The 20,010-nt window shown below is 71.0% G+C and carries 20 protein-coding genes and 1 tRNA gene; 10 read left to right on the top strand and 11 right to left on the bottom strand.

Translation table 11 applies throughout. The features are described 5' to 3' along the window. Nucleotides 1-79: 79 nt before the first annotated feature. A complete protein-coding gene (locus F0344_RS21945; protein ID WP_185300431.1) occupies nt 80-571 on the bottom strand; it encodes an ATP-binding protein in 492 nt (163 codons plus the stop codon). Nucleotides 572-764: 193 nt separating this feature from the next. Then, the gene (locus tag F0344_RS21940; RefSeq protein ID WP_185300430.1) at nt 765-1,133 is read right to left on the bottom strand and encodes an STAS domain-containing protein; all 369 of its coding nucleotides are present in this window, start codon (nt 1,131-1,133) and stop codon (nt 765-767) included. Between the two features lie 280 nt (nt 1,134-1,413). Here F0344_RS21940 and F0344_RS21935 point away from each other — a divergent pair, with 280 nt between their 5' ends. Continuing rightward, nucleotides 1,414-2,466: an RNA polymerase sigma factor SigF gene (locus tag F0344_RS21935; RefSeq protein ID WP_185300429.1), complete on the top strand. Its 1,053-nt coding sequence runs from the start codon at nt 1,414-1,416 to the stop codon at nt 2,464-2,466. Between the two features lie 167 nt (nt 2,467-2,633). Here F0344_RS21935 and hutI read toward each other — a convergent pair whose 3' ends face one another. The 4 genes from hutI to hutU are packed head-to-tail and all read right to left on the bottom strand — an operon-like array spanning nt 2,634 to nt 8,135. Next, a complete protein-coding gene (hutI, locus tag F0344_RS21930) occupies nt 2,634-3,806 on the bottom strand; it encodes an imidazolonepropionase (RefSeq protein ID WP_185300428.1) in 1,173 nt (390 codons plus the stop codon). Nucleotides 3,807-3,850: 44 nt separating this feature from the next. Next, the gene (locus tag F0344_RS21925) at nt 3,851-5,227 is read right to left on the bottom strand and encodes a formimidoylglutamate deiminase (RefSeq protein WP_185300427.1); all 1,377 of its coding nucleotides are present in this window, start codon (nt 5,225-5,227) and stop codon (nt 3,851-3,853) included. Next, the gene (locus tag F0344_RS21920; RefSeq protein ID WP_185302820.1) at nt 5,218-6,432 is read right to left on the bottom strand and encodes an allantoate amidohydrolase; all 1,215 of its coding nucleotides are present in this window, start codon (nt 6,430-6,432) and stop codon (nt 5,218-5,220) included. Before F0344_RS21920 ends, F0344_RS21925 begins: the two co-directional genes overlap by 10 nt. A gap of 44 nt (nt 6,433-6,476) precedes the next feature. Then, nucleotides 6,477-8,135, bottom strand: coding sequence for a urocanate hydratase (gene hutU / locus F0344_RS21915; protein ID WP_185300426.1), 1,659 nt, complete (start codon nt 8,133-8,135; stop codon nt 6,477-6,479). 245 nt (nt 8,136-8,380) lie between these two features. On the opposite strand from hutU, the gene F0344_RS21910 reads away from it, so the two are divergent. From F0344_RS21910 to F0344_RS21895, 4 genes are all read left to right on the top strand, one after another. Then, nucleotides 8,381-8,797 carry a hypothetical protein gene (locus F0344_RS21910; protein ID WP_185300425.1) on the top strand — a complete coding sequence of 139 codons (417 nt, stop codon included), beginning with the start codon at nt 8,381-8,383 and terminating at the stop codon, nt 8,795-8,797. Further along, a complete protein-coding gene (locus tag F0344_RS21905; RefSeq protein WP_185300424.1) occupies nt 8,794-9,594 on the top strand; it encodes a winged helix-turn-helix domain-containing protein in 801 nt (266 codons plus the stop codon). The genes F0344_RS21910 and F0344_RS21905 overlap by 4 nt, the downstream gene beginning before the upstream one ends. A gap of 38 nt (nt 9,595-9,632) precedes the next feature. After that, nucleotides 9,633-10,133: a roadblock/LC7 domain-containing protein gene (locus F0344_RS21900; RefSeq protein WP_185300423.1), complete on the top strand. Its 501-nt coding sequence runs from the start codon at nt 9,633-9,635 to the stop codon at nt 10,131-10,133. Between the two features lie 80 nt (nt 10,134-10,213). Further along, on the top strand, nt 10,214-10,588 hold the full coding sequence (locus F0344_RS21895) for a hypothetical protein (RefSeq protein ID WP_185300422.1): 375 nt from the start codon (nt 10,214-10,216) through the stop codon (nt 10,586-10,588). Between the two features lie 57 nt (nt 10,589-10,645). Here F0344_RS21895 and F0344_RS21890 read toward each other — a convergent pair whose 3' ends face one another. Further along, on the bottom strand, nt 10,646-11,488 hold the full coding sequence (locus F0344_RS21890) for a MurR/RpiR family transcriptional regulator (RefSeq protein WP_185300421.1): 843 nt from the start codon (nt 11,486-11,488) through the stop codon (nt 10,646-10,648). 224 nt (nt 11,489-11,712) lie between these two features. On the opposite strand from F0344_RS21890, the gene F0344_RS21885 reads away from it, so the two are divergent. Further along, nucleotides 11,713-12,138 (top strand): hypothetical protein, encoded by a 426-nt coding sequence (locus F0344_RS21885; RefSeq protein WP_185300420.1) that lies wholly within the window; start codon nt 11,713-11,715, stop codon nt 12,136-12,138. A 334-nt stretch (nt 12,139-12,472) separates the two neighbouring features. Here F0344_RS21885 and F0344_RS21880 read toward each other — a convergent pair whose 3' ends face one another. Beyond that, nucleotides 12,473-13,876 (bottom strand): cystathionine beta-synthase, encoded by a 1,404-nt coding sequence (locus F0344_RS21880; RefSeq protein ID WP_185300419.1) that lies wholly within the window; start codon nt 13,874-13,876, stop codon nt 12,473-12,475. Between the two features lie 154 nt (nt 13,877-14,030). On the opposite strand from F0344_RS21880, the gene F0344_RS21875 reads away from it, so the two are divergent. The 3 genes from F0344_RS21875 (at nt 14,031) to F0344_RS21865 (ending at nt 17,939) form a co-directional block, all read left to right on the top strand. Then, nucleotides 14,031-15,092, top strand: a complete 1,062-nt coding sequence (locus F0344_RS21875) for an SGNH/GDSL hydrolase family protein (RefSeq protein ID WP_258050042.1) — start codon at nt 14,031-14,033, stop codon at nt 15,090-15,092. Between the two features lie 157 nt (nt 15,093-15,249). Beyond that, a complete protein-coding gene (locus F0344_RS21870) occupies nt 15,250-16,470 on the top strand; it encodes an acetyl-CoA C-acetyltransferase (protein ID WP_185300418.1) in 1,221 nt (406 codons plus the stop codon). Nucleotides 16,471-17,057: 587 nt separating this feature from the next. Continuing rightward, nucleotides 17,058-17,939 (top strand): hypothetical protein, encoded by an 882-nt coding sequence (locus tag F0344_RS21865; RefSeq protein WP_185300417.1) that lies wholly within the window; start codon nt 17,058-17,060, stop codon nt 17,937-17,939. A 26-nt stretch (nt 17,940-17,965) separates the two neighbouring features. On the opposite strand, the gene F0344_RS21860 is transcribed toward F0344_RS21865, so the two are convergent. Beyond that, nucleotides 17,966-18,283: a hypothetical protein gene (locus F0344_RS21860; protein WP_185300416.1), complete on the bottom strand. Its 318-nt coding sequence runs from the start codon at nt 18,281-18,283 to the stop codon at nt 17,966-17,968. Between the two features lie 100 nt (nt 18,284-18,383). On the opposite strand from F0344_RS21860, the gene F0344_RS21855 reads away from it, so the two are divergent. Continuing rightward, nucleotides 18,384-18,614 (top strand): DUF4287 domain-containing protein, encoded by a 231-nt coding sequence (locus tag F0344_RS21855; protein WP_185300415.1) that lies wholly within the window; start codon nt 18,384-18,386, stop codon nt 18,612-18,614. Between the two features lie 104 nt (nt 18,615-18,718). Here F0344_RS21855 and F0344_RS21850 read toward each other — a convergent pair whose 3' ends face one another. Both F0344_RS21850 and F0344_RS21845 read right to left on the bottom strand, forming a co-directional pair. Then, nucleotides 18,719-19,606, bottom strand: coding sequence for a Bax inhibitor-1/YccA family protein (locus F0344_RS21850; protein WP_185300414.1), 888 nt, complete (start codon nt 19,604-19,606; stop codon nt 18,719-18,721). A gap of 288 nt (nt 19,607-19,894) precedes the next feature. Continuing rightward, nucleotides 19,895-19,980: transfer RNA gene (locus F0344_RS21845), tRNA-Leu, on the bottom strand. Nucleotides 19,981-20,010 lie beyond the last annotated feature (30 nt).

Genomic DNA, 20,010 nt, shown 5'->3' with positions numbered 1-20,010 from the left:
GTCGCCGTGGTGCTTCTTCAGGTGTCGCTGTGCGTGCTTCTTCGGCGTGCCGATCCGGGGCCTGCCCGGCCCGGCGGCATCACGCGGGCGCGGCCAGCTCCGCCCAGACGGTCTTGCCCGGCGCGTCGGGCGCGCGCGTGACGCCCCAGTCCAGACAGAGGCGCTGCACGATGAACATGCCGTGACCGCCCGGCCGTCCCGCGCGGTGCGGGCTCCGGGGCTCGGGCTGGCCCGCGCCGCGGTCGACGACCTCCACCCGCAGCGCCTTCGGCGTGCACGCGATGCGGAGCTCCTCGGGGCCCTCCGCGTGCAGACACGCGTTGGTGACCAGCTCGGAGACGACCAGCAGCACGTCCTCTGCGGCAGCACGCCGGTCGGCGCCCGCGGCCGGGAGCCAGCCCCAGTCGTACAGGGCCTGCCGGGCGAAATCCCGGGCCATGGGCACGATGCCACTGGCCTGTCCCAGTGAGATCGTGCGCCACTGCCGACTCTCCGGAGCGGCGGAGTCTCGCCCCGCGTCGTCCGGCTCGCGGCCGAGGTCGCCCGGCGGATGCTGCCGGGTGGTGCTCATCAGCGCTTCACCTCACCGATTCAACATGTCGCCATTGAACGGATACTGATCAGATACAGAGTGTGCGGGCTGTCAGGGACGCCATCGAGATGTCTCCTGCCCGGGGGAATCGTGACAACACCCACTTGGTCCACGCGATCGCATGACGAGAGCGACACCCGGTGCGCCGGGGACTGCGGAGGTGCGTGCGCGGTCAGGAGTTGAGAGCGTCCTCGAGCGAGGCGTGGACGGTGAAAACCGCTTCGGCCCCGGTGATCTCGAAGACTCTCGCCACCACGGGAGGCATACCGGCCAGATGGACGCCACCTCCGGCGGCTTCCGCGCTGAGACGGGCGCCGAGCAGCACGTTCAGCCCGGTGGAGTCGCAGAACTCGAGTTGCGAACAGTCGACCACCAGGCGCACGCGCCCTTGCTCGACCGCATTCTCCAAAGGTTCCCGCAGCAGATCCGCGGTGTGGTGATCGAGCTCACCCACCGGCGTCACCACTTCGCTGCGCCCCTCGGTCCGGACCTCGACCTGAAGCCGACCCCGGTTCGCACTGCCGACCGTCCCGCGGTCCATGCCGTTCCTCTTTGTCGTCCGTAACCATCCGCGCGGAGATGTGCGCGGCTGTCCGCCCAGCTGTCGCCGACGTTCGTAAAACTCTACGCGTTTAGTACGCCACGCGGTAGCCGAAGACCTTGACAAAGCAGACATAGTGGGTGATTTGAAGCTTGTAAGTCCCAGCAGGAAGCGGGTAAGGGTAGGGGGTAACAATTTTCGTGGCTTTGGAGGCGCCGCTTCACCGCAGGAACACGTATGGGCATCGGCAGCCATATGCCGAGACCGATGGAGGAGAAGCATGTCACCCCGGCTCGACGTAGCGCGTACCCACGATGTGCCGTCGATATGTCCTCAGGGACCGACCGATTCCGACCCCCCTGCCGCGATCGCCGTACCCGGCCCGCGCACCAGCACCACCGGCACCACCAGCAAGACCGGCACCACCAGCTCCACCGGTATGACCAGCACAGCCGACAGCACTGACGGCGCCGACAGCGCCGATGCCTCCGCCGCCGAGTACGGCAAGGGGCTGGAGGTTCTGGAGTGGCTGGAGGACCTGCCCGAGATCCCGCCCTACGCCGAACTGGGGCCCGTGGATTCGAGGGCGCTGTCGAAGACCCTCTTCGCGCGGCTCGAATCCCTCGAAGAGGGCACCCACGAGTACGCGTACGTACGCAACACGCTCGTCGAGCTGAACATGGCCCTCGTCAAGTTCGCCGCCTCCCGGTTCCGCTCCCGCAGCGAGCCGATGGAGGACATCGTCCAGGTCGGCACGATCGGGCTGATCAAGGCGATCGACCGATTCGAGCTCAGCCGCGGCGTCGAGTTCCCGACGTTCGCGATGCCGACCGTCATCGGCGAGATCAAGCGCTTCTTCCGCGACACCAGTTGGTCCGTGCGCGTCCCGCGTCGCCTGCAGGAACTGCGGCTCGACCTGGCCAAGGCGGGCGACGAGCTCTCCCAGAAGCTGGACCGGGCGCCCACCGTGACGGAGCTCGGCGAGCGCCTCGGCATCACCGACGACGAGGTCGTCGAGGGCATGGTCGCGAGCAACGCGTACACCGCGAGCTCGCTGGACGCCAAGCCCGAGGAGAACGATCACGAGAGCGCGCTGGCGGACCGGATCGGCTACGAGGACCACGGGCTCGAAGGCATCGAGTACGTCGAGTCCCTGAAGCCGCTCATCGCCTCGCTCCCGATGCGTGACCGGACGATCCTCTCCCTCCGCTTCGTCGCCAACATGACGCAGTCGGAGATCGGCGAGGAGCTCGGCATCTCGCAGATGCACGTGTCCCGGCTGCTCTCGCGGACCCTGGTCAAGCTCAGGAAGGGCCTGACCCTGGAGGAATGACCTGCCGGACGGGGCGTTCCCGGCCCGGCCCATTCCGGCCCGGCACTTCCCGGCCCAGCACATTCCCGGCCCGGCCGGTGAATTCTTGCGGAAGGACCTGCCCGACAACGGGCGGGTCCTTCCGCATGTGTGGGGCCTTGTCAGAGGAACGGACGGGTCAACGGGGCTCAGAGGACGCGCTGTCCGCGCTGCCAGACCGCGCTGACCAGCGGCACTCCCGGCCGGTAGGCGAGGTGGACATGGCTCGGCGCGTCGAGGAGGACCAGATCGGCGCGGGTGCCCGGGGTGATGCCGCCGATGTCCGTACGGCGCAGCGCGGCGGCGCCGCCCGCGGTGGCGGACCACAGCGCCTCGTCCGGCGTCATGCCCATGTCCCGTACGGCGAGGGCGATACAGAAGGGCATGGAGGACGTGAAGGACGAGCCCGGGTTGCAGTCCGTGGAGAGGGCGACGGTGGCGCCCGCGTCGAGGATGCGGCGGGCGTCGGGCCAGGTCGCCCGGGTGGAGAACTCGGCACCCGGCAGCAGAGTGGCGACCGTGTCGCCCTGGCCCAGCGCGTCGACGTCCGCGTCGGTCAGATGGGTGCAGTGGTCGGCGGACGCCGCGTCGAGCTCCACGGCGAGCTGGACGCCGGGTCCGTGACCGAGCTGGTTGGCGTGGATGCGCGGGTGCAGCCCCTTGGCGCGGCCCGCGGTGAGGATGGCGCGGGCCTGGTCGCCGTCGAAGGCGCCCTTCTCGCAGAAGACGTCGATCCAACGGGCGTACGGGGCGCAGGCGTCCAGCATCGGACCGGTGACCAGGGCGACGTAGCCGGCCGGGTCGTCGGCGTAGTCCGGTGGTACGACGTGGGCGCCGAGGTAGGTGACCTCTTCGGTGTGGTCGGCGGCGATGCGCAGGGCCCGGGCCTCGTCCTCGACGGTGAGGCCGTAGCCGGACTTGGTCTCGAAGGTGGTGGTGCCCTGCCGTACCGCCTCGGCGAGGTAGCGGGAGACGTTCGCGGCGAGTTCGTCGTCCGAGGCGGCGCGGGTGGCGGCCACGGTCGTTCGGATGCCGCCCGCGGTGTAGGGCACGCCGGACATCCGGGCGTTGAACTCCTCGGTGCGGTCCCCCGCGAAGAGGAGGTGGGAATGGGAGTCGACGAAGCCCGGGATCACGGCCCGGCCGCCCGCGTCGACGGCGTTGTCAGTGGCGGGTGCTTTGCTTGATTCACCGGTCCAGACGACGCGGTCGCCCTCGATGACGACGGCCGCGTCCCGGATCAGGCCCAGGGGGGTCCCGTTTCCGAGGGAGGGGTCGTTGGTGACCAGGCTGGCGATGTTGATGACGGCGGTCGTCGTCATGAGGAGTCTTTTTCTCCTTGCGCGAGGGTCCGGAGGTTCCTGGATCAGCCGTGCAGGGCCGCGATGGCCGAGGCGAGTGCTGCGGGCACGTCCTGCACCCGGGTGTGGTGACCGTCCCGGACGATGTGCCGCCCTGCCACGACCGTGTGCCGCACGTCTGCGGCGGAGGCGGCGAATACGACCGCTTCGGCTGCCAGCCGGGGCGGCGGTCCCGCTGTTCTGACGGAGTCCAGGGCGACGGTGGTGAGATCGGCGGGCGCACCGGGTTCGATGATGCCCGCTTCCGGGCGGCCGAGTGCGGCGTGCCCGGTGGCGGATGCGGCCCGGAGCAGGGCCGATGCCGTCCAGTGGCCGCGCACATGGGTGCGCAGGCGCTCGTTGAGCTCCATCGCCCGCGCCTCTTCGAAGAGGTCGATCACGGCGTGGCTGTCGCTGCCCAGCGAGAGCGGGGAGCCCGCGCGCTGGAGGGCGACGGCGGGTCCGATGCCGTCGGCGAGGTCGCGTTCGGTGGTCGGGCACATGCACGTGCCGGTGACCGAGGAGCCCAGCAGACCGATGTCCTCGGGGGTGAGGTGCGTGTTGTGGATGCCGGTGGTGCGGCGGCCGAGCACCCCGTGGTCGGCGAGCAGCCGGGTGGGGGTGCGGCCGTGGGCCGCGAGGCAGGCCTCGTTCTCCGCGGTCTGCTCGGAGAGGTGGACGTGGAGCGGCGCTTCCCTCTCCTCGGCCCACTCGGCGACGGTGGCGAGCTGCCCGGCCGGCACCGCCCGTACGGAGTGGATGGCGGCGCCGATCAGCGCGTGGTCGTCCCCCTTGAGGAGGGAGGCGCGCTCGGCCCAGGCGTCGGCGGTGGTGTCGGAGAAGCGGAGCTGCTGGCGTCCGGGCTTCTCACCGAATCCGGCCGCGAGGTAGGCGGTGTCCAGCAGGGTGATGCGGATTCCGGCCTCGGCGGCGGCGGCGATGAGCGCTTCCCCCATCGCGTTCGGGTTCTCGTAGGGAGTGCCGCCCGGCGCGTGGTGCAGATAGTGGAATTCGCCGACGGAGGTGATGCCGGCCAGGGCCATTTCGGCGTACGTGGCGCGGGCCAGGTCGTAGTAGGTGTCGGGGGTCAGCCGGGAGGCCGTCCCGTACATCAGCTCGCGCCAGGTCCAGAAGGTGCCGGAGCCCACCTGGACACTGCCGCGCAGGGCCCGGTGGAAGGCGTGCGAGTGGGTGTTGGCCAGCCCGGGGAGCGTCAGTCCGCGCAGCACCGCGGCGCCGGGCGGGGGTGTGCCGACGCCGGTGCGCACACCGGTGATCCGTCCGCCGGCGACGTCCAGGACCACGCCTGGCTCGACGTGACCGCCGAGCCAGGCCTGGGAGAGCCAGTAGGTGGTGGAGACGGGTGCGGCCGGCACCGGGCCCGGCTCGGTTGTCAGCGGCACGCGAGGCCTTCCAGTACGTCGGCGAGTGCGAGCACACCGGCCACGCAGTCGTCCTCGGCGGCGTATTCGGCCGGCGAGTGCGAGATGCCGGTGGGGTTGCGGACGAACAGCATGGCGGTAGGCACCGAAGCGGACAGAATGCCCGCATCGTGCCCCGCTCCGGTACCGAGCACGGGTACGGGCCGGTCGGTGTCGTGGGACGGGCGGGCGGTGAGGAGCCTGGCGATCTCGTCCCGCAGGGCGTGCTCGAACTCCACCACCGGGGTGACGGACTCCCGTACGACGTCCAGGTCGATCCCGGCCCGCTCCGCGTGGTCACGGGCGGCGCGCTCGACGGCCGTGACGACGGTGTCCAGGGTGGCCTGGTCGGCGGCGCGGGAGTCGAGCCAGCCGCGCACGAGGGAGGGGATGGCGTTGACGCCGTTCGGCTCGACGGCGATCTTTCCGAAGGTGGCGAGACCGCCGGCGAGCTCCGCCTCCCTGCGGGCGGCGAGCACGGTCTCCGCGTACGTGAGCATCGGGTCGCGGCGGTCGGCGAGCCGGGTGGTGCCCGCGTGGTTGGCCTCGCCCCGGAAGTCGAAGCGCCAGCGTCCGTGCGGCCAGATGGCGGAGGCGATGCCGACCGGGTCGCCGGTGAGGTCGAGGGCGCGCCCCTGCTCCACGTGCAGTTCGACGAACGCGCCTATACGGGCGAGCCGTTCGGGGTCCGGGCCGATGGCGTCCGGGTCGTATCCGGCGGCTGCCATGGCCTGCGGCAGCGACACCCCGTCCCCGTCGCGGAGCAGACGGGCGTTCTCCCGGGTCAGCTGCCCGGCGGCCAGCCGGGAGCCGACGCAGGCGAGCCCGAAGCGGGCCCCCTCCTCGTCACCGAAGTTGGTGACGGCCAGAGGCCTGGCGAACTCCGCTCCCCTGCGGCGGAGTTCGTCGAGCGCGGCGAAGGAGGAGACCACGCCGAGCGGGCCGTCGAAGGCGCCGCCGTCCGGCACGGAGTCCAGGTGCGAGCCGGTGACGACGGCGTCGCCCGCGAGGGGGTCACCGAGCCAGGCCCACTGGTTGCCGTTGCGGTCCACCTCGCAGGTGAGGCCTCGGGCCTCCGCCTGCGTACGGAACCAGTCCCGGCAGTCCGCGTCGGCACCGGTCCAGGCGTACCGCCGGTATCCACCGGAGTCCGCGTGGCGCCCGATGGGCGCGAGGTCGCGCCACATCTCATGGAAGGAGGTGGCCGCGTGGGTGTTGTCCGCGGTGGCGGTCACTCGCCCTCCGTCATCGGGACGCGTACGCCCTTGTCCTCGGCGACCGACTCCGCGATGTCGTATCCGGCGTCGACGTGGCGGATGACACCCATGCCCGGGTCGTTCGTCAGTACGCGGCGGATCTTCTCGCCCGCGAGCTTCGTACCGTCGGCGACGGTGACCTGACCCGCGTGGATGGAGCGCCCCATGCCGACGCCGCCGCCGTGGTGGATCGACACCCAGGACGCCCCGGACGCCACGTTGACCATGGCGTTCAGCAGCGGCCAGTCGGCGATCGCGTCGGAGCCGTCGAGCATGGCCTCGGTCTCGCGGTACGGCGAGGCGACCGAGCCGCAGTCCAGGTGGTCGCGCCCGATGGCCAGCGGGGCGGCCAGTTCGCCGCTCGCCACCATGTCGTTGAAGCGCTCGCCGGCCTTGTCGCGCTCGCCGTAGCCGAGCCAGCAGATGCGGGCGGGCAGCCCCTGGAAGTGGACGCGCTCGCCGGCCATCTTGATCCAGCGGTGCAGCGACTCGTTCTCCGGGAAGAGTTCGAGCATCGCCTTGTCCGTCTTGTGGATGTCGGACGCCTCACCCGACAGAGCGGCCCAGCGGAAGGGACCCTTGCCCTCGCAGAAGAGCGGTCGGATGTACGCGGGCACGAAGCCCGGGAAGTCGAACGCCCGGGCGTAGCCCGCGAGCTGGGCCTCGCCACGGATCGAGTTGCCGTAGTCGAAGACCTCGGCGCCCGCGTCCATGAAGCCGACCATCGCCTCGACGTGCGCGGCCATCGACTCGCGTGCCCGCTGGGTGAAGTCGGCCGGCTTCTCGGCGGCGTACGAGGCCATGTCGTCGAAGTCGACACCGAGCGGGAGGTAGGCGAGCGGGTCGTGCGCGCTGGTCTGGTCGGTGACGATGTCGACCGGGGCGCCTTCGGCGAGCATGCGGGGAAGCAGTTCCGCCGCGTTGCCGAGGAGGCCGATGGAGAGCGGCCGGCGGGCGTCGCGGGCCTCGACGGCCAGCTGGAGGGCGTGCTCCAGGCTGTCGGCCCGCACGTCCAGGAAGCGGTGCTCGATCCGGCGCTCGATGGCGCGCGGGTCGCAGTCGATACAGATCGCGACGCCGTCGTTCATGGTCACGGCCAGCGGCTGGGCGCCGCCCATGCCGCCGAGGCCAGCGGTCAGCGTGATCGTCCCCGCGAGCGTGCCGTTGAACTTCTTCGCGGCGACGGCGGCGAACGTCTCGTACGTGCCCTGGAGGATGCCCTGCGTGCCGATGTAGATCCAGGACCCGGCGGTCATCTGCCCGTACATCGTGAGGCCGAGGGACTCCAGGCGGCGGAACTCCTCCCAGTTCGCCCAGTCGCCGACCAGGTTGGAGTTGGCGATCAGGACGCGCGGTGCCCACTCGTGGGTCTGCATGACACCGACCGGCCGCCCGGACTGGACGAGCATCGTCTCGTCCTGCTTGAGCGTCCGCAGCGTACGGACCATCGCGTCGAACGAGCGCCAGTCCCGGGCCGCCTTGCCCGTGCCGCCGTAGACGACGAGCTTGTCGGGGTGCTCGGCGACCTCGGGGTCGAGGTTGTTCTGCAGCATGCGGAGGGCGGCTTCCTGCTGCCATCCCAGGGTGCTCAGTTCGGTACCGCGCGGTGCCCGTACGGGGCGGGGTCCTGACATGGCGATGCCTCCTCGCGACTGTGAAACTTCTATTCACATCCTGAGGGTCTGAATACTTGTAGTCAACAGGGTGGCCCGCGACGCGCACGGGAACGGCCGCACGGGATGAGCGGCAGCTTCCCGCCGATCGCCTCTACACCGACCGGCGCATGTACCAATGGAAAATGCCAGAACTCCCCCCTGAAGCGGGCACGTTGCGTAACCTCTGGGTCACAGCCGTACGCGACGTCGGGAAGGGAGTCCGCGTGCCCGGAATCGACGAGTGCCTGCTCGAAGTCATGAAACTGCCCGGCGCCAGGGGTGCCGCAGTGGTCGACTGGACGAGTGGCCTCGCCCTCGGCACAGCCGGTGAATCGCCCAACGGCGACCACGAGGCCACCGCGGCCGAGACGGCGGAGGTGGCGCGGATGGCGGCCGAGCAGCCGGCGTTCTCTCTCCAGCCGCCCGGCGGGACGACCGGAAGGACGACCGGCGCGAGACCCGGCCCGCCGGTCGAGGACGTCATCATCACGACGCACTCCGGCTACCACATACTTCGCTTCGTCGAGACGGCCTTCGACAGCAGCGTCTTCCTGCATCTGTGGCTGGACCGGGCGGAAGGCAATCTCGCCCTCGCCCGCCTGCGGCTCGGCGAGATGGCGGAGCGGCTGGTCCTGGCATGAGATCCTCCACCGCCGGTTCCGAGGGGGATGTGCGGCCCTCCGCACCCTCCCCCATGCTCCAGCGTCTGGCGGCCGAGCGTGCCACCGGCGCCCTGATGCGGGACCGCGGCACCCTCTACCTCGCGGACGGCCAGGTGGTGCACGCCGAGAGCCCCGCCACTCCCGGCATCGACATCCTGCTCACCACCGGCGGGGCGTTACGCCACGAGGGCTGGTGGGACGCCGTCGCCAAGGCCGGCGCGGGACAGCGGGTGGGCCGCTACCTGGTGGACAGCGGCCATGTTCCGGGCGGTGCACTGGAGTTGTGCCACCTGGGCGCCCTGTACGACGCCGCGTTCTTCGCCCTCGCCCCGACCCGGACCCCGGCCAGATTCCGTTACGGCGTCTCGCACTGGATCGGCCCGGTCCGCCCCGTGGCCGTCGACGCCGTGCAGCGCGAGACCCACCGACGCCGCGAACTGCTGGACCGCATCTGGCCCGATGCGCTGACCGACACCGCGCCGGTGACCCGCACCGCCCATCCGGTGGACGCTCCGGTCCCGCCCGGCCGGCTCCGGGTCCTGGAGCTGGCCGACGGTGTGCGGACGGCTTCGGACATCGCCCGCGAACTGGGCCGTTCGGCGTTCCACATCCTGGTCGACCTGCGGCGGCTCGCGGCTGCCGGGCTGGTCGAAGCGGTCGGGCGGGGAGCGGCACCGTTCGCCGCGACGCCCGGCCGGGCCGTCCTGCCCGAGGTCACGGCCGACCCCGACGTCGCCCTGTTGCGCCGGCTCCGAGACGCATTGGAGGCCCTGTGATACGCGCGCTCAGACAGCGTGCCGGGAGGAGACAACTGATGGTGCCCGAGGCCGAAGTGCAGGATGTCCTCGACGAACTCCAGCGGTTACGGGCCCGCGTCCCCCTCCTCTCCGGCGCACTGGCCGCCAGCACCGACGGCCTGGTCGTGGCTCATGACACGCCGGAGGTGGAAGCCGAGGGAGTGGCCGCGCTGACCGCCGCCGCACTCGGCGTGGCGATCCGGATGACCGACGCCACCGGCCGCGGCGGCTTCCGCGAACTCCTGGTACGCGGCGACGCCGGCTACATCGCCACCTACGCGGCAGGCACCTCCGCCGTCCTGACGCTGCTGGCCGAGGACCGCATCAACGTCGGCCGTCTCCATCTGGAGGGCCGCCGCTCCGGCACCCGTATCGGCGAACTCATCGACACGGCGCTAACCCGCACCGACCGGCCGGCCCGCACCGTGAGCCCCCCGCAGCAACCCGCCCCGCGGCAACCGGCCCCGCGGCAACCGGCCCCGCCGGGCGGACCCCTGCCGCACCGCCCCCTCACGTAGCACCCCCGCGGGGACGGACCCCGCACACACGAGGAAACAGCTCCGGTCACCCCGACCGGCCAGGAAAGGAAACGAGCACCATGGCGAACACCGAAGCGGCACTGAAGGAAGCGATGACGTCCATCGAGGGCACCACCGGTGTCGCCCTCGTCGACTACACGAGCGGTATGGCTCTGGGCACGCTGGGCGGCAGCAAGGACTTCAACCTGGAGGTCGCGGCCGCGGGCAACACCGATGTCGTACGCGCCAAGCTCCGCACCATGGAGCACCTCGGCATCCAGGACGAGATCGAGGACATCCTGATCACGCTGGGCACCCAGTACCACCTGATCCGGCTCCTCAAGACCCGTGGCAGCAACGGCCTGTTCCTCTACCTGGTGCTGGACTCCACCCGCGCCAACCTGGCGATGGCCCGCCACCAGCTGAAGCGGATCGAAGCCGAACTGGAGATCTGACCCGCTCGCCGGGAGCGCCGGCCGGGCGTGGCGCTCCCGGCCGGTCCGGCACCGGACCTACTCGACGAAGAGACCGCGGGCCGCGGCCCGCGCGTCGAACTCCTCCAGCCGGGCCTGGGCCTCGGGCAGGGCGTCGCACATGGCCTCCAGCAGCACCCGCCCCAGCAGCATCGGCGCGCACGCGGTGTCGAAGGCGAGCCCGGTTCCGACAGCGCCGGGAATCAGCAGGTCGCTGTGCTTGGCCACCGGGGCGAACGCGGAGTCGGCGACGGTCACCACCGTCAGCCCCTGCTCCTGGGCGTACGCGAGTCCGTCCACGACCTCCCTGGGATGGCGGGGCAGTGCGAAGCACACCAGCGCCGTGGCACCCGCCCGCCGGACGGCGTCGATCCGGTCGACCAGCGCGCTGCCGCCCTCGTCGAGAACCCGGACATCGGGGTGCACCTTGGCGGCGAAGTATCCGAATCCCCGCGCCTGCGAGGAAGCGGCCCGCAGCCCCAGCACCGGCAGCGGCCGTGAACCGGCCAGGAGGCGCCCCGCCCGCTCCACGGGCCCGGGGTCGGCGAGCAGTTCGGTCAGATGCCGCAGGTTCTCGATCTCGGCCCTGACGGCCTGCTGGTACTCGTTGTACGTGTCCTCGGTGCCGGCGGCCGTCTCGGCGGGAGCCACCTCCCGCAGGTGCCTGCGCAGCGCGGGATAGCCGTCGAAGCCGAGCGCCACGGCGAACCGGGTGACGGACGGCTGACTGACCCCGGCCAGCTCGGCCAGCTCCACGCTGGACAGGAACGGCGCGTCTCCGGCCCTGCGCACCATGGAGTGGGCGATCCGGCGCTGGGTGGGCGTGAGCCGATGCCCCTCGAAGAGCCGCTGCAACCGCGCGGCCGGGCTGCTCCCGCTCATGCTGACCCTCCAGAGATCCACCGCGCCGGTCCGGCGCCGACAGATCTATTCAGCCAGCAAGCGGGCTGCATGTCCATATACAGGCCGGTCCGCCGGAGGCCCGTTCGCCGAAGGCCAGCCGTCCACCGAAGGCCCGCCCGCCGAGGCCGCGAACGGACCGGGGGCCGCAAACAGGGGGGGTAGCCCCACTGCCCAGGGCGCCCCCGGCTTCGTACCGTACGGGCGTGGAAGCCCGCGACCCTGAACTCAGAAAAGAACTCGACGCCATGCTCAAGGCCCGCAGCGAGCTCGGGCCGGAGTACGAGTCGGCGCTGGTCGACTCGTTCCTGGAGAAGGTCGAGCGCCATCTCGACGGGACGCTCGACCGGCGGGCGCGGCGCCATCTCGCCGAGCAGCGCACGAGCACGGTCCGGGAAACACGTACGCCCCAAGGCATGCGGACCTTCGGCGAGCGCTTCGGCTTCGGTGCGCTCTCGCTGGTCCTGGCGATCCCGCTGTCCGCGATCGGCGTCGCGAACGCGGGGATCGACGGGCTGGTCGTGGCGTGGGCGGGGATCGTCGGTGTCAACGCGGTGCACGCGGCTCACGGCCTGCCCTGGTCCCGCACCCGGCGGGCCGGGCGCAGGACGGCCTCCGACTGGGAGGGGTGAACGGGTACGCGGACGCAGCCGGTGCGGGCAGAGGCCGGACGCACGGAAGCCGTACGGGCGATGTGCGGGAGACGGTCGCGGGGACCGCCGCACCCCCGGTTGCCCGGAGGGCGGGACGACGACGGTCCCCGCGAGGGACGCGGTCCGGGTCAGGGCCGGGTGCCGCGTCCTGGCGACGGTGGAGGTCCGGGAGCCGCTCCGTAGTCCGTGTCGCCGTCTCGGGTGCCGGCGGGTTCCCCTGCCGACACCCGCCAATCTGCCCGAGCCGTGTTAAGCGGGCGCTGCGCGTACGTGACGCGCTCGTACCGATTTCACGAAGCCCGGACACACGGTGTTACGCCTTCGTACCCGCGTCCCTGGCGAGGAACGCCAGCAGGTCCTGCCTGCTCACGACACCCTTGGGCTTGCCCTCCACCAGCACGATCGCCGCGTCCGCGCCGTCCGCGCCGCTGAGCGCGGCCATCAGGTCCTCGACCGGCTCGCCGGAGCCGACCTGCGGCAGCGGGGCCGACATGTGCTTCTCCAGTGCGTCGGAGAGCTGGGCGCGCTGGGTGAACAGGGCGTCCAGGAGCTGACGCTCGACGACGGAACCGATGACCTCGGCGGCCATCACGTCCGGGTGTCCCGCCCCGGGCTTCACGATCGGCATCTGGGAGACGCCGTACTCGCGGAGCACCTCGATCGCCTCGCCGACCGTCTCCTCGGGGTGCATGTGGACGAGGTGCGGCAGCGGGCCCTCCTTGTAGTCCAGGACGGCACCGACGCGGGCGGACGGACCGGTGTTCTCCAGGAACCCGTAGTCCGCCATCCACTCGTCGTTGAAGATCTTGCTCAGATAGCCGCGCCCGCTGTCGGGGAGGAGGACGACGACCACGTCGTCCGGTCCCAGACGTGAGGCGACCTCCAGGGCCGCGACGACCGCCATGCCGCAGGAGCCGCCGACGAGCAGGCCCTCCTCCTTGGCGAGACGGCGGGTCATCTGGAAGGAGTCCTTGTCGGACACCGCGATGATCTCGTCCGTGACGGTGGGGTCGTAGGCGGTGGGCCAGAAGTCCTCACCCACGCCCTCGACCAGATACGGGCGTCCGGAGCCGCCCGAGTAGACCGAACCCTCCGGGTCGGCGCCGATGACCTTCACGGCGCCGCCGCTGGCCTCCTTGAGGTAGCGGCCGGTACCGGTGATCGTGCCGCCTGTGCCGACGCCCGTCACGAAGTGCGTGATGCGGCCGTCCGTCTGCTCCCAGATCTCGGGACCGGTGGTCTCGTAGTGGGAGCGCGGGTTGTTCGGGTTGGAGTACTGGTCCGGCTTCCAGGCCCCCGGCGTCTCACGGACGAGGCGGTCGGAGACGTTGTAGTACGAGTCCGGGTGCTCGGGATCGACGGCCGTCGGGCAGACCACGACCTCCGCACCGTACGCACGCATCACATTGATCTTGTCCGTGGACACCTTGTCGGGGCAGACGAAGATGCAGTGGTAGCCCTTCTGCTGGGCGACGATGGCGAGGCCGACGCCTGTGTTGCCGCTGGTCGGCTCGACGATCGTGCCGCCGGGCCTGAGCTCACCGCTCTGCTCGGCCGCCTCGATCATGCGCAGCGCGATGCGGTCCTTCACCGACCCGCCTGGGTTGAAGTACTCGACCTTGGCCAGGACCGTCGCCTGAATGCCTGCCGACACATTGCGCAGCCTCACCAGCGGGGTGTTGCCGACAAGACTGATCATCGAATCGTGGAATTGCACCGTGTACTCCGGGATCTCCGAGATGGTCCGGCCAGAGTATGCCTACGGGCCCGTGATTGGGCGAAGCGATTGGGCTCTGCCACCCACGGGGCAGGTAGACGTCAGTACTGCGTACGGCGAAGAGGAGGTGGACCCGACTGTGTCGAGTGCGAGGGTGGCACGGCGGATCGCTGCGGGCGCTGCTTACGGTGGCGGCAGCATCGGGCTGATCGGAGCCGCGACGGTAGGTGTGGTGCTGGCCGAGGTCCAGCTGGCGAAGAAGCAGGTGGGCGGGGGTACGGCACCGGTGCCCCCGCCCGCGGACGGGCGGTACGGGGTGGCGTTCACCAGCCCCGCCGACCCGTTGCGGCTCACGATGCTCGGTGACTCGACGGCGGCCGGCCAGGGGGTCCGCAGGGCCGGGCAGACGCCGGGCGCGCTGCTCGCGTCGGGACTGGCGGCCGTTTCCGAACGGCCGGTGGATCTGCGGAACGTCGCGCTGCCGGGTGCGCGGTCCGACGACCTGGAGCGCCAGGTCTCGCTGGTGCTGGCCGATCCGGCGCGGGTGCCCGATGTGTGCGTGATCATGATCGGGGCGAACGACGTGACGCACCGGATGCCCGCCACGCAGTCGGTGCGGTGTCTGACCACGGCGGTCCGCAGGCTGCGGACCGCCGGCGCCGAGGTCATCGTGGGTACGTGCCCGGACCTGGGGACGATCGAGCCGGTCTACCAGCCGCTGCGCTGGCTGGCCCGCCGGGTGAGCCGACAGCTGGCGGCCGCCCAGACCATCGGCGCCGTGGAGCAGGGCGGGCGCACGGTGTCGCTGGGCGATCTGCTGGGGCCGGAGTTCGCGGCGAATCCGCGCGAGCTGTTCGGCCCGGACAACTACCACCCGTCGGCGGAGGGGTACGCGACGGCTGCGATGGCGATGCTGCCCACCGTGTGCGCGGCGCTGGGCCTGTGGCCGGAGACGGACCGGCTGGACGGGGCGCGGCGCGAGGGCATGCTGCCGGTGGCCAAGGCGGCTTCCAGGGCGGCACGGGAGGCCGGTACGGAGGTCACGGGCGCCCGGGCACCCTGGGCCCTCCTCAAGCACCGCAGGCGGCGGCGTCTGCCCGCGACCGCGGTACCGGCGGGGGAGCCGGTCATGCACGAGGTCACGAACGACGCCACGGACGAGGCCACGGACACGGAGAAGGGCCCGGCACACCGGGAGGCGCGGCAGACCGACTGAGCAGATGCACAGCACTGAGCCCCGGAGCGACTGAGCGGTTGCTTAGAAAAGAGGCCCGCATCACACGGCCTGCCGGGTGACCTCAGCGATACGTCCGGGTAGCTTCCAAGTCAGTCAAGCCTTCCAGCCTGCCTTCCAGCCCTCATGGAGCCGCGTGATGCCCGAAGCCGTGATCGTCTCTGCTGCCCGTTCGCCGATCGGCCGGGCCTTCAAGGGGTCCCTCAAGGACCTGCGCGCGGACGACCTGACCGCCACCATCATCCAGACCGCGCTGGCCAAGGTCCCCGAGCTGGACCCCCGGGACATCGATGACCTGATGCTCGGCTGCGGCCTCCCCGGCGGCGAGCAGGGCAACAACCTGGGCCGCATCATCGCCGTGCAGATGGGGATGGACCACCTTCCCGGCTGCACGGTCACCCGCTACTGCTCGTCCTCGCTGCAGACCAGCCGCATGGCGCTGCACGCCATCAAGGCCGGCGAGGGTGACGTGTTCATCTCGGCCGGTGTCGAGATGGTGTCCCGCTTCGTGAAGGGCAACTCCGACAGCCTGCCGGACACGCACAACCCGCTGTTCGCCGAGGCCGAGGCGCGCACCGCGGCGCGCGCCGAGCAGGAGGGCGCGACCTGGCACGACCCCCGCGAGGACGGCGTCGTCCCGGACGCGTACATCTCGATGGGGCAGACCGCGGAGAACCTGGCCCGGCTCAAGGGCGTCACGCGCCAGGACATGGACGAGTTCGGCGTGCGTTCGCAGAACCTCGCCGAAGCGGCCATCAAGAACGGCTTCTGGGAGCGCGAGATCACCCCGGTGACGACGCCGGACGGCACCGTCGTCTCGCAGGACGACGGCCCGCGCGCGGGCGTCACCCTTGAGGGCGTCCAGGGCCTGAAGCCGGTCTTCCGCCCCGACGGCCTGGTCACCGCGGCCAACTGCTGCCCGCTCAACGACGGCGCCGCCGCCCTGGTGATCATGTCGGACACCAAGGCGCGCGAGCTGGGCCTGACCCCGCTGGCCCGGATCGTGTCGACCGGCGTCTCCGGCCTGTCCCCCGAGATCATGGGCTACGGTCCGGTCGAGGCCAGCAAGCAGGCGCTGAAGCGCGCGGGCCTGACCGTCGACGACATCGACCTGGCCGAGATCAACGAGGCGTTCGCCGCCCAGGTCATCCCCTCGTACCGCGACCTCGGCCTGCCGCTGGACAAGGTCAACGTCAACGGCGGCGCCATCGCCGTCGGCCACCCCTTCGGCATGACCGGCGCCCGGATCACCGGCACGCTGATCAACAGCCTGCAGTTCCACGACAAGCAGTTCGGCCTGGAGACCATGTGCGTGGGCGGCGGCCAGGGCATGGCCATGGTCATCGAGCGCCTCAGCTAGGTCCTGTCTGGAGTTCCAGCGCGGGAGAAGGAGCGGCGTCCGGTGCCGTCGAATCCAAGGCGGAGGAGGGAGCGATGGCGGAGCCCTCGCGACTGACGACAACGCCGGAGGCGGCGGTGCCGGACGCCGCGACGCCGCGGGGGAACTCCAGACAGGACCAAGGGCCTTTCGTCTGGATCAGGCCGGGATCAGGGAGCGGGGGCCGGTGCGTGCAGCTGCAAGGCGGAGGATCGAGGCAACGCGGAGCGTTGGTGATTGCCGACAACGCCGCAGATGCGCGTGCCGGCCCCCGCGAGCCCGGCATGATCCAGACGAAAGACCCGAGGGGCCTCCCGCTCGGATCAGGCCGCCTGCGCCCCTCCCGTGGAACGGCTGGTGCGAACCGTTCCGAGCCCCGACCGTGACCGAATCTCCCCCAGGATGTGATCTGCGTCCCGGGGGAGAGTCGTTTCCCCAGGTCACGCTGGTCACAGGGGTAAACACCAGGCCCAAAGACCTGTCCAATTCGTGACGTAATGCACTGACAGCCGGCCCAGGTACAGGACAAGCTGATGTAGGAAGTCGGGGGATCGATTGAAACCGGGAGTATGTCAGTGAGCGCCATGTCGTTTGCCCTGTTGCTGACCACCGCCGCTGCCACGGCTGCCGGCGCCGCCGCTCTGCACGCCGCTCACGGGCTGCGCAAGCAGGTCGCGGCCCTGCGCACCGAGCTGGCCGCGAGCCGGTTCGACGCGGCCACCGTGCCACCGCAGAGTCGCAGTACAGCCACCCCCGTCGCGGAGATACGCGCGGCCGTCACCGAAGCACTCGCCGAGGAGCGGGAGCGCGAGCTCGCCGAGGCGCGTGCCTTCTGGGCCGCGCAGGAGGCCCGCGACGCCGCCGACGCCCCGTCCCTGCTGGGCGGGCTGTCCGGTCTCGGCGACGACGTGCCGTTCTTCCTTCCGCGTCAGGCCGACTTCGCCGGACTGGAAGCGATGGACCTCGAAGCGACCGAGGCCCTGGAGGAGCTGACGGAGCTCAGCGAGCGGGCCCTGGGCGAGCGCGAGCTCGCCGAGGTCACCGAACTTCCGGAGATCTCCGACTATCCCGAGGACTCCCCCGAGCTGGCCGCGGCCCGCCGCCGGCACCCCTCGCACCCGGACTTCGTCCCCGTGCAGACACCCGTGGTCACCGACCACGAGCGCACCGTGAGCCGGCTGGAAGAGCTCGCCGACACGGCCGTCGAGCTGACGGACGTCCGTCCCGGCCCGCTCGGCACCCTCGACGTGTACGTCTTCGCGGACGGCACCACGCTCTGCATGACACCGGGCCACCGGGAGACGGCCGAGCGCCTCGCCGATTCCCTGCGCGCCGGTGAGACGCCGTTCCTGCTGGGCGGTTCCGGGGTCTCCGGCGCCTACGCGCTGACCTTCGCGTGCGGCCAGGACAACGTCTACATCCTGGCCGACCGGGTCATCGCCTCGTTCTAGTACGCGGTTCACCCCTGGCGCGGGCCCTACCCGAACGCCCGCGCCGCAGCTTCCTCGACGTACCGCACGGCCTCGTCCAGCTCCACGGGCGGGGCCATCACCAATGCCGCCGCCAGATCCCGCCCGGCGACGGCGAGTTGGTCGCCGACGCTGAACACGCCCGCGTCCGGCATGACGCGCGGCTCCTCGCCGGGCCGCTCGATCCGCTGGGCCCGTACGGCGAGTTCCCTGGCCGTGGCCAGCCCCTCGGCGGCGGCGCCGCGCCGGAGCCGGCTCTGCGGGGCGGAGCGCAGGCGGTCGGCGAACCGGTCGACGGCGGTGATCAGCGGAGTCGTATCAAGCACGCCGCGACCCTACGCGCCCCGCCGCGATGGTTGCCAACGGGCGGACGCTCGGGCACGGTGTCGGGAAGGACCAGCAACGCGCACTGCGTCGGAGGCGCCGATGTCCCAAGTCTTCTCCGAGGAAACCCATCGCAACCTGCTCTCCCGAATCCCTAGCTGCACCGGCCGTGAGATCTCCGACTGGCTCCGCGCGGTCGACGAAGGCCCGTCCCTCTTCCGCTTCGAGGAGAAGGTCAGCTGGCTGCGGAGCGAACACGATCTGGCCTACGGCCACGCCAAGGCGATCATCCACGAGTACGACCTGCGGCGGGCCGCCCGGAAGCTCGGGTAGCCGTCCGCGCCACGGAACACGCCCCACGTCGTAGTCCCGGGAAAACGGAACGGCCCGCAGGCGACGAGCCTGCGGGCCGTTCCGTCGTACGGGATTCCCGCGGTCTAGTCGTCGCCGCTCAGGATGGAGAGCACGCGCAGCATCTCCAGGTAGATCCACACCAGGGTCATGGTGAGGCCGAACGCGGCCAGCCAGGACTCCTCGCGCGGGGCGCCGAAGGCGATGCCGTCCTCGACCTGCTTGAAGTCCAGGGCCAGGAAGCACGCGCCGAGGACGATGCCGATGACACCGAACAGGATGCCGAGGCCGCCACTGCGGAAGCCCAGGCCGTCGCCGCCGCCGATGAGGGCGAACAGCAGGTTGACCACCATCAGGAGCATGAAGCCCATGGCGGCGGCCATCACGAAGCCGTAGAAACGGCGGGTGACGCGAATCCAGCGCATCTTGTACGCGAAGAGCACACCGGCGAAGACACACATCGTGCCCAGCACCGCCTGCGCGACCACACCGGGGCTGATGTAGGTACTGACCGCACTGGACAGGACCCCGAGGAAGACACCCTCGAAGGCCGCGTACGTGATGATCAGCGCCGGTACCGGCTTGCGCTTGAAGGACTGGATGAGCGAAAGGACGAACGCCACGAGGGCGGCGCCGATCGCGATACCGAATGACGTACCGAGGTTGGACTCGTCGACGGGCAGCAGGACCCAGGCGAGCACGGCACCGAGCACCACGGTGCCCAGCGACATCGCCGTGCGCGTGACGACGTCGTCGATCGTCATCGCGCCGGAGCGCGCGGGCGCCTGCGGCGCGCCGTACTGGGTGTCCTGCTGGGCGTAGGGGTTCGTGGCGTACGGGTTGGCGGCGGTGCCCTCGGCGTACGGGGTGGTACCCGTCGCGGGGGCCCCGGCCTGCGGTGCCGCGTTGAAGCCCGCGGTGCCGTTGTCGCGGCTGAACCCCCGTCGCGAGAAGACCGGGTTGCTGCTCCTCATCTCACTCCTCCATGGCCGCACTGCGCGGCCTTGCGACAAGAGTAATGGGTAGGCAAAACAAACACCGTAATGCTCGGGGAGGATCTTCGGCGGACCGCGTGCCCGGACAGCCCCGCGCACCGGTGATCGCGCCGGGCTCCCGCCGATCGGCCGTGCGGGTGACCCGTGGCAGCCGACCGGCGCCGGGCCCCCGCACACGCACGGTGAGGACGGTCGCTCCCGGTGTGTGACCGCTCACCGCGGCGGGCCCCGCGGGCCGGTGGCCCGGACCGGGCCCCGAGCAGGAAGTGGTGCCCGGAACCGGACTCGAACCGGTACGCCCCCGAGGGGCAGCGAGGTTTAAGCTCGCCGTGTCTGCATTCCACCATCCGGGCATGGCGCGCCGCTCCGCGTTGGCACATGAC

Origin of the sequence: Streptomyces finlayi, assembly GCF_014216315.1 — a bacterium.
In the GTDB taxonomy this organism is placed as follows: Bacteria; Actinomycetota; Actinomycetes; order Streptomycetales; family Streptomycetaceae; genus Streptomyces; species Streptomyces finlayi_A.
Note: the sequence above shows the minus strand (reverse complement) of the source record. Positions and strands in the feature narration are given on the sequence as shown.